Consider the following 6,769-nt stretch of genomic DNA (forward strand, 5'->3'; position numbering starts at 1 on the left):
CACGCATGACGCCTCCTCAGCCGCCGGCCATCGTCGGCAGCAGCACACGGTAGATCTGGATCATGGCCGGCCCCATCAGCACGACCATCAGCGACGGGAAGATGCAGAAGATCAGCGGGAACAGCAGCTTCAGCGCGATCTTGGCGGCCGCCTCCTCGGCGCGCTGGCGCCGGCGCGTGCGCAGCATCTCGGCGTGGATGCGCAGCGAGGCGGCGATGCTGGTGCCGAAGCGCTCGGCCTGGCTGATCATCGTGACGAAGCCGTCCACCTCCTCGACGCCGGTGCGGATGGCCAGGTTGCGCAGCGCCCGTTCGCGGTCCGCGCCCGCGCGCAGCTCGAGGTTGACCAGCCGCAGCTCGTCGGCCAGCGCCGGGCTCTTGAGCTGCAGGTCATCGGCCACGCGCATCATCGCGGCCTCGGTGCCCAGGCCCGCCTCCATGCAGACCGTCATCAGGTCCAGCGCGTCGGGGAAGGCCTCGAAGATCTCGCGCTGGCGGGCCGTCACCAGGTGCCCCAGCACCAGGTTCGGGCCGTAGTAGCCGACGCAGGCCAGCACCAGCAGCAACAGCATCAGCGCCGCGCCGCGCGGCATGTCGCCGCCGGTGGACAGGGCCGCGAAGCCCGCCAGCGGCAGGCCCAGCGTCAGCAGCGTCTTCAGGCCGAAGAAGGCCGACGCGGCGATCGGGCTGCGGATGCCGGCGTGCACGAAGCGCAGCCGGATGCTGGATTTCTCGAAGCCTTCCTCGGGCATCGACAGCTTGCCGATCGGCCGGGTCAGGTCGGCGACCACCTGCAGGAAGCGCTCGCCCGAAGGCCCTTTCGCGGCCGGCCCGCCCTCCAGCGCGCGCAGCCGCTGCCGCGCCGGATCGGGCCTGAGCAGCGCACCCACGCCCAGCACCGCCGTCACGACGACGATGAAGACCAGCCCCAGCATCATCCATTGCATCGCGGACATCGTCGGTCTCCCTGCTTCGCTCGTGCGTGGCCGCGTCAGACGCGGATCCTGATGATCCGGCGCATCCAGAAGATGCCCAGCGCCATCATCGCCAGCGCCACCGCCACCATGCGCAGCCCCAGCGGGTCGTTCCACAGCACGGCCATGAACTCCGGATTCACCAGGTTGACGACCAGCCCGACGCCGAAGGGCAGCGCCGTCAGGATCAGCGCCGACAGCCGCCCCTCGGCCGACAGCGTGCGGATCTCGCCGAGCAGCCGCAGCCGGTCGCGCACCAGCGCGGCGATCTTGTCGAGCAGCTCGGCCAGGTTGCCGCCCGACTCGCGCTGGATCATCACCGCCACGACGAAGTAGCTGACGTCGGCGATGGGCACGCGCTCGGCCAGGCGCGCGAGCGCGTCGTTGACCGGCACGCCGTAGTTGATCTCGTCGAACAGCAGCCGGAAGTCGCGGCCCAGCGGCGCGGGCATCTCGTCGGCCACCATGCGGATCGCCGACGGGAACGCATGGCCGGCGCGCATCGCGCGGCCCATCAGGTCCAGGGCCTCGGGGAACTGGCGCTCGATGCGCGCGACGCGGTCGGACGCGCGCGAGGCCACGCGCCACCAGGGCAGGGCGCCCAGCGCGATCGCCAGCCCCAGGCCCAGCGCCATCGGCTTGCCCAGCAGCGGCGGCACCATCAGCCCGCAGGCCGCCAGCGCCGCGGACAGCAGCATCAACTCCGCCACCGAGGCCGTCACCGCCGCCGCGCCGGCCAGGCGGCGCAGCCGGCGACCCGGCAGCGTGCGGGCGATCAGCGCGTTGAGCCGCGGCAGCCGCTCCGGCGTCTGCGCGCGCTCGATGCTGGTCGCGCCCGCCGCGGCCTCGCCGCCGAGCGCCGCCAGCCGCGCGGCGATGCGCCGCGCCTCGGCACTGTGGCGCGAGGCCCAGAGGATGTAGATCCCCTCCAGGGCGAGCAGCACCGCCAGGAAGGCGACACCGGCGAACAGGATCAGGCTGACGTCCATGGTGGCGCTCCCTCGGTCCTCAGACCTCGACCCGCATCGGCGTGAACAGCGTCTGCGGCAGGTCGACCCCGCGCGCGCAGAGCCGGTCCCAGCAGCGCGGGCGCACGCCGGTGGCGCTGAAGTAGCCCTGCACCGCGCCGTTGGACGCCACGCCGGTCTGCTTGAACGAGAAGATCTCCTGCAGGGTGACGGTGTCGCCCTCCATGCCGGTGACCTCCTGGATGCTGGTCAGCTTGCGGGTGCCGTCGGACAGGCGGTTGGCCTGCACGATCACGCCGATGGCCGAGGCGATCTGCGCCCGCGCCGCCTTGGCCGGCAGGTCCACGCCGGCCATCGCGATCATGCTTTCGAGCCGCGCCAGCGCGTCGCGCGGCGTGTTGGCATGCACCGTCGTCATCGAGCCCTCGTGGCCGGTGTTCATCGCCTGCAGCATGTCCAGCGCCTCGGCGCCGCGCGTCTCGCCCAGGATGATGCGGTCCGGGCGCATGCGCAGCGCGTTGCGCACCAATGCGCGCTGCGCCACCTCGCCGCGGCCCTCGATGTTGGGCGGGCGCGTCTCCAGCCGCACCACGTGCGGTTGCTGCAGCTGCAGCTCGGCGGCGTCCTCGATGGTCACGATGCGCTCGCTGTGCGGGATCGCGCCGCTGAGGATGTTCAGCAGCGTCGTCTTGCCCGAGCCCGTGCCGCCCGAGATCAGGATGTTGGCCCGCGCCTGCGACAGCGCCGCCAGGAACCGCGCCATCTCCGCCGACATCGAGCGGAACTCGATCAGGTTCTCCGCCTTCAGCGGCACCGCGGCGAAGCGCCGGATCGAGAGGATGGGCCCGTCGATGGCCAGCGGCGGAATGATCGCGTTGACCCGCGAGCCGTCGGGCAGCCGCGCGTCCACCATCGGGCTGGCCTCGTCCACGCGCCGGCCGATGCGCGACACGATCTTGTCGATGATCTTGAGCAGGTGGTCGTCGTCGGCGAAGCGCACGTCGGTGAGCTCCAGCCGGCCGCGTCGCTCGACGTAGACCTGCGCATGCGTGTTGACGAGGATGTCCGACACCGTCGGATCGGCCAGCAGCGGCTCGATCGGGCCGAAGCCCAGCATCTCGTACTGGATGTCGCGCACCAGCGCGCGGCGCTCGGCGGCGTTGAGGACCAGGTTCTCCTCGAACAGCAGCCGCTCCACCATCTGCCGGAGTTCGTCGCGCAGCGCGTCCGCGCCCAGGCCGTCCATCGCCTCCAGGTCCAGCCGGCCCAGCAGCAGCTGGTGGATGCGGAACTTGGTCGCCTGGTAGGCCTGCGTCGGCGCGCCGGCGCTGTCCTCGGGCGCGCCGTCGGCGGGCACGAAGCCCGGCACCGCGGCCCCCAGCCGCTCGCGCAGCGTCATGGTCATGTCTTTCATGCGGATGCTCCCCGGAACAGGCCCGACAGCCAGCGCCGCTGCGGCACCGGCGCCTCGGGCGCGACGCCGGCGGCCAGCTCGCGCAGGGCCCGCGCGATGCTGCTGGCCGGCGCGATGGTGTCGACCGGCACGCCCTGGTTGACCGCCGCGGCGACGGCCTCGTAATGGTTGGGCAGCGTGATCGGCGCGTCGACCGCCAGCGTGCGGCACAGGTCGTCGAGGCTGAACTGGCTGTCCTTCTGGTAGCGGTTGACGATCCAGCGGACCTTGTCGGCCGGATAGTCCAGCGAGCGGAACACCTCGCGCAGCCGCTTGCCGTCGCGGATGAAGGGCAGCGTCAGCTGCAGCACCGCGAAGAGCCGGTCGGCCTCGTCCAGCACCGCCAGCGTCGCCGCGCTGAGCGAGCGGCCCACGTCCACGACGACGAAATCGAAGCCTTCGCGCGCCTGGCGCAGGATGGCCTGCACCTGCGCGGGCGTGACGTCGGCGGCGTGCGCCGGATCCTCCGGCGCCGCCAGCACCCACAGGCCGGGGCCGGCCTCGGTCATCGCGGACTGCAGCAGGTCCGCGTCCAGGCGGCCGATGTTGCGGGCCACGTCGGCGACGTGGCTGGGTGGGGTCTGGTTGCCCAGGAACAGCGCGGCGTCGCCGAACTGCAGGTTCATGTCGATCAGCGCCACGCGCCGCCGGCCGCCGGCGGCCAGCAGGTGCGCCAGGTTGGCCGCGACGAAGGTCGCGCCGCTGCCGCCCTTGCAGGACACCAGCGCGAGCAGCTCGCCATGGCGGGGCGGCGCGGCGGCCGCGGCGGCGCCCGCGCCGCGCTTGCGCTGCAGCCGTCGCAGCGCGGCCAGCACCGCGTCGCCGGAGGCCGGCGCGGGCAGCACCTCGCGCACGCCGGCGCGCATCGCGCGCATCAGGAAGTCGGGCGAGAGCTCGGGCGCCACCAGCACCACGTCCACTTCCGGATGCGCCATGGCCAGCCGCTCCAGCGCGAGGAAGTCCTCGGCGCTGCCGCTCTCGGCCAGCAGCAGGTCGGGCCGGCTGCCGTTGACGATGGCGTTGACCTCGCGCAGCGGCCGCTCCAGCGCGGCCACCGCGAAGGCCGGTTCCGCGCGCAGCGCCTCGGTCCAGGCGAAGGCGTGGGCCGTGTCGGGCGTGACGATCTTGACTTTCACTGGCACACCTCGTTGGCGGCGCTGTTCATGTACTCCTTGCGCAGCGTGGTCGCGAACGCCGGCAAGGTCAGGGTCATCGGCACGAAGGGGATCATGGCGCGGTGCGAGTAGCCGGTCAGCGCGACCTGCACCGCCTTGCAGTCCGCCGGCGTGCAGGTGTTGGCCGCGGCCGGCGGGTTCAGGTAGGTCACGCGGATGTTGGCGGTGGTCAGCGTCGGCAGCCGCGAGATCATGCGGGTCTTGATGTGGCTGTCGTTCATGTCGCAGACCACGGCCAGGCGCGCGCCGTAGCGCGTGGCCTCGACGGCGGCGTTCCAGGTCCACAGCAGCCGGCCCATCTCGATCACGCCCAGCACCAGCGTGCTCAGCAGGCCGCAGACCAGCGCGAACTCGACCGCCGCCGCGCCGCGCTGGCGCCGGCGTGCGAAGGCCACCGCCATGGCACGCGGCATGACGGTCGACGGGGTGCGGGAAGCGGGGTTCATAGCTGGGCCCTCATCGTCACCGCGATGGTGTTGAAGTTCATGTCGGGGACGACGAAGCGCACCACCGACCGGTAGGGATAGTCCTGGATGCTGGCCGTGACCAGGTTGACGGTGCCGCTGCCGGTCAGCTGGTTGGCGTGCGTGGACGGGCACAGCGTGGCGTCGCAGATCGTCACCATGCCGGTCGTCAGGCCGGGCGCGAGCGCGCTGCCGCTGCAGTCGGTGGTGCCGTAGACGGCCAGGCAGCGTGCCTCGGTGGCGATGGTCGCGTCGCCGGGGCCGTGCTGCGACAGGTGGCGCGCGGCGTCGCGCACCGACTTGTCCAGCATGTTGTAGCTGAACACCGCGCGGCCCAGCTCGCTGGCGCCGAAGACCAGCAGCAGCAGGGGCGACATCAGCAGCGCGAGCTCGACCGCGGCGACGCCGCATGCGCCGCGCGCACTGCACACGGTGCGCCGCGCCGGCACGGCCGTCGAGGGAAGCAGGCGGGCAGGGCGGGCGGCGGACATGGCGGCCTCACTGCACCAGCGCCGGGACCATCGGTCCGATGCTGGCGGAATCGCCGGCCACGCCGGAGGAGGCGCAGGGGCTGCCGGTGGCGCTCGACAGGCCGACGTACTCCATCTTCAGCGTGTCGTTCGGGTTGTCGATCGGCTGCAGCATCAGCATGCAGCCCCAGCCCAGCACGGTGGTCGTGTGCGTGCCGCCGGTCAGCGAGGCGCAGTCGATGATGGGCGCCACCACCAGCCGACGGTCGGCACCGTACTGCGTGTGCTGCGCCACGGTGGTGGTCGGGTTGTAGGCGTTGCTGATCGCCAGCCCGGTCTCCGCGTTGCCGGCGGCGACGCTGCTGCCGTAGGGCGCGTGCGCGCCGCGGCGGCTCAGGAAGTCCAGGCGCGCGTTGGCGCCGGCGGGCCAGTTGGTTGTCGTGTAGGCGTAGCCGGTGAAGTCCGGCGGCGCGTTGGTGACGTTGCTGGACCCCTGGTACAGCCCGAAGCGGGTGTTCCAGGCCTTGGCCGCGGCGTTGCCCATGTTGCCCGGCGCGCCCACCGGTGCGGTGACGTTGAGCGAGCACATGCCGTTGCCGGTCAGCAGCGCCGCCAGTTCGCTCTCGCCGCCGCTCGGCGGGCTGAAGTCGATCCAGTTCCAGTTGCCGCCGCCGTCCTTGAAGCGGCCGCTGACCCAGGTGCCGGGCACCAGGCCGAAGGGCGGCGACGCGCCGGCGCCGGCCGAGCCCGCGCGGCACACGCCCAGCGGCACGGCGCAGTTGCTCTGCGCCGGCGTCAGCGTCGCGGTCGCGATCGCGGCGACCGACTGCGCGCCGAAGCCCATCACCTGCATGAAGTAGGGCGCGAAGCCGCCGCGGTTGAGCGTGCAGCGCACGTACTTGGACGCGGGCGCCGCCGCGCCGGCGGCGCTCCACAGGCTGCCGGCGGCCAGCGAGCTGCCGAAGGCCACGACCACGTCGCCGTCGACCACGCCCGAGCCCTGGAAGCCGACGCGGTTCTGCCGCGCGATCGTGCGGCCCGCCGCCTCGGCGCGCGGGAAGGCGTCGGCGGGGATCGCGGGCGCGCCGATCAGCTCGTAGCTCGCCGCGAGCGCGCAGGCGTCGGCGGTGTTCTGCAGCTCCGTCTTGGCCAGGTACAGGCGCCCGCCGTCGATCGCCAGGCCCAGGAAACCCACCATCACCGCCAGCAGCAGCGCCACCACGATGGCCACCGCGCCGCGCTGGGCACGACGGCCGTGCCGGCGCT

Annotated in this window: 7 protein-coding genes; all 7 read right to left on the reverse strand. The window is 72.7% G+C overall.

Translation table 11 applies throughout. From position 1 onward, the window contains the following. Window positions 1-16: 16 nt before the first annotated feature. Window positions 17-955: a type II secretion system F family protein gene (locus ACTJKJ_RS10870; protein WP_440820436.1), complete on the reverse strand. Its 939-nt coding sequence runs from the start codon at window positions 953-955 to the stop codon at window positions 17-19. A gap of 35 nt (window positions 956-990) precedes the next feature. After that, a complete protein-coding gene (locus tag ACTJKJ_RS10875) occupies window positions 991-1,962 on the reverse strand; it encodes a type II secretion system F family protein (RefSeq protein WP_440820437.1) in 972 nt (323 codons plus the stop codon). 19 nt (window positions 1,963-1,981) lie between these two features. Beyond that, window positions 1,982-3,355 carry a CpaF family protein gene (locus ACTJKJ_RS10880; protein WP_440820438.1) on the reverse strand — a complete coding sequence of 458 codons (1,374 nt, stop codon included), beginning with the start codon at window positions 3,353-3,355 and terminating at the stop codon, window positions 1,982-1,984. Then, on the reverse strand, window positions 3,352-4,530 hold the full coding sequence (locus tag ACTJKJ_RS10885) for an AAA family ATPase (protein ID WP_091733055.1): 1,179 nt from the start codon (window positions 4,528-4,530) through the stop codon (window positions 3,352-3,354). The genes ACTJKJ_RS10880 and ACTJKJ_RS10885 overlap by 4 nt, the downstream gene beginning before the upstream one ends. Next, window positions 4,527-5,015, reverse strand: a complete 489-nt coding sequence (locus tag ACTJKJ_RS10890) for a TadE family protein (protein WP_440820439.1) — start codon at window positions 5,013-5,015, stop codon at window positions 4,527-4,529. The genes ACTJKJ_RS10885 and ACTJKJ_RS10890 overlap by 4 nt, the downstream gene beginning before the upstream one ends. Then, window positions 5,012-5,524, reverse strand: a complete 513-nt coding sequence (locus ACTJKJ_RS10895) for a TadE/TadG family type IV pilus assembly protein (RefSeq protein WP_440820440.1) — start codon at window positions 5,522-5,524, stop codon at window positions 5,012-5,014. The genes ACTJKJ_RS10890 and ACTJKJ_RS10895 overlap by 4 nt, the downstream gene beginning before the upstream one ends. Before the next feature lie 7 nt (window positions 5,525-5,531). Beyond that, the coding region (locus tag ACTJKJ_RS10900; RefSeq protein ID WP_440820441.1) for a pilus assembly protein TadG-related protein at window positions 5,532-6,769 on the reverse strand (1,238 nt) is incomplete at its 5' end.

The sequence above is a fragment of the Roseateles sp. 22389 genome (assembly GCF_052044995.1).
Taxonomy (GTDB): Bacteria; Pseudomonadota; Gammaproteobacteria; order Burkholderiales; family Burkholderiaceae_C; genus Roseateles.

Excerpts from the sequence above, each read along its gene's own strand:
- ACTJKJ_RS10870 (WP_440820436.1), bottom strand. The coding sequence starts at position 955 with ATGTCCGCGATGCAATGGATGATGCTGGGGCTGGTCTTCATCGTCGTC.
- ACTJKJ_RS10875 (WP_440820437.1), bottom strand. The coding sequence starts at position 1,962 with ATGGACGTCAGCCTGATCCTGTTCGCCGGTGTCGCCTTCCTGGCGGTG.
- ACTJKJ_RS10880 (WP_440820438.1), bottom strand. The coding sequence starts at position 3,355 with ATGAAAGACATGACCATGACGCTGCGCGAGCGGCTGGGGGCCGCGGTG.
- ACTJKJ_RS10890 (WP_440820439.1), bottom strand. The coding sequence starts at position 5,015 with ATGAACCCCGCTTCCCGCACCCCGTCGACCGTCATGCCGCGTGCCATG.
- ACTJKJ_RS10895 (WP_440820440.1), bottom strand. The coding sequence starts at position 5,524 with ATGTCCGCCGCCCGCCCTGCCCGCCTGCTTCCCTCGACGGCCGTGCCG.